The sequence below is a fragment of the Mesorhizobium sp. M7A.F.Ca.CA.002.09.1.1 genome (assembly GCF_003998555.1).
Taxonomy (GTDB): Bacteria; Pseudomonadota; Alphaproteobacteria; order Rhizobiales; family Rhizobiaceae; genus Mesorhizobium; species Mesorhizobium ciceri.
In genome coordinates this window covers 1-1,025 of the sequence record NZ_RZRR01001321.1, presented here as the reverse complement: position 1 = coordinate 1,025, position 1,025 = coordinate 1, and the positions used below count along the sequence as shown (strand labels likewise).

At 64.0% G+C, this 1,025-nt stretch carries 2 protein-coding genes; one reads left to right on the top strand and one right to left on the bottom strand.

Annotation, left to right across the window (positions count from 1 at the left end; translation table 11 throughout):
- Positions 1–526 (top strand): aspartate-semialdehyde dehydrogenase (locus tag EN994_RS32895; protein ID WP_127308225.1); only part of this gene is annotated, 526 nt, incomplete at its 5' end.
- A gap of 154 nt (positions 527–680) precedes the next feature.
- On the opposite strand, the gene EN994_RS32890 is transcribed toward EN994_RS32895, so the two are convergent.
- On the bottom strand, positions 681–1,025 hold a 345-nt coding region (locus EN994_RS32890), incomplete at its 5' end, for an ACT domain-containing protein (RefSeq protein WP_127308224.1).

Sequence of the window (1,025 nt, the reverse complement as noted above, 5' to 3'; positions counted from 1 at the left end):
GTTCACGCAGACACGCGCGGTGTTTGTCGCCGACACCGTCGACGTCAAGAAGTTCACCAAGCGCATCGCCTTCAACGTCATCCCGCATATCGACGTCTTCCTCGACGACGGCTTCACCAAGGAAGAATGGAAGATGGTCGCCGAGACCAAGAAGATGCTCGATCCCAAGATCAAGCTGACGGCGACCTGCGTGCGCGTGCCGGTGTTCATCGGCCACTCGGAAGCGGTCAACATCGAGTTCGAAAAGCCGATCACCGCCGACGACGCGCGGGATATCCTGCGTGAAGCCCCAGGCTGCCAGGTCTTGGACAAGCGCGAGGACGGAGGCTACATCACGCCGCTGGAATCGGCCGGCGAGGACGCCACCTTCATCTCGCGCATCCGCGAGGATTCGACCATCGACAACGGCCTGTCGATGTGGATCGTCTCCGACAATCTGCGCAAGGGCGCCGCACTCAACGCGGTGCAGATCGCCGAGCTTTTGGTCGAGCGCGGCCTGATCCAGCCGAAGAAGAAGGCGGCCTGACGGCTGATTTAGTTTTCGCTCACGGGCCGCACCGCCGCTAGCGCGGCTGGCCCGCGGTCGCGGGCTCCGCCCTCGGCCGGGATGCTGAAGGTTTGCGGAGCATTGATGAAGGCCAATCTCCCCCACGAGGGAGATCGGCAGCTTCGCCGATGCGCTACACTCGGTTGTCTTCGGCCAGCCCGATCAGCAGCTTCAGTGCCTCCTCCGCCCTATCGGCGGGAACGAACAGATGGTCGTGATAAAAGGCCGAAACCGGGTTCACGCCCATGCCGGCGGCGGCCAGGCGCGTGGTGATGGCGGCGAGGAAGCCGACGGCTTCCAGCGACGAATGGATGTTCAGCGTCAGCATCCGGCAGCGGAACGAAGCGGTCAGTGCCGCGGCGTTGGCCTCCTCCTCGGTCACGATCAGCGTCACACCCTCGCGCTCGCGAAACACCATCACCGGCTCAACGCCTTCCGGCTGAGGGACGCCGGGTGCCAGCGTGACGAAGACATAGGC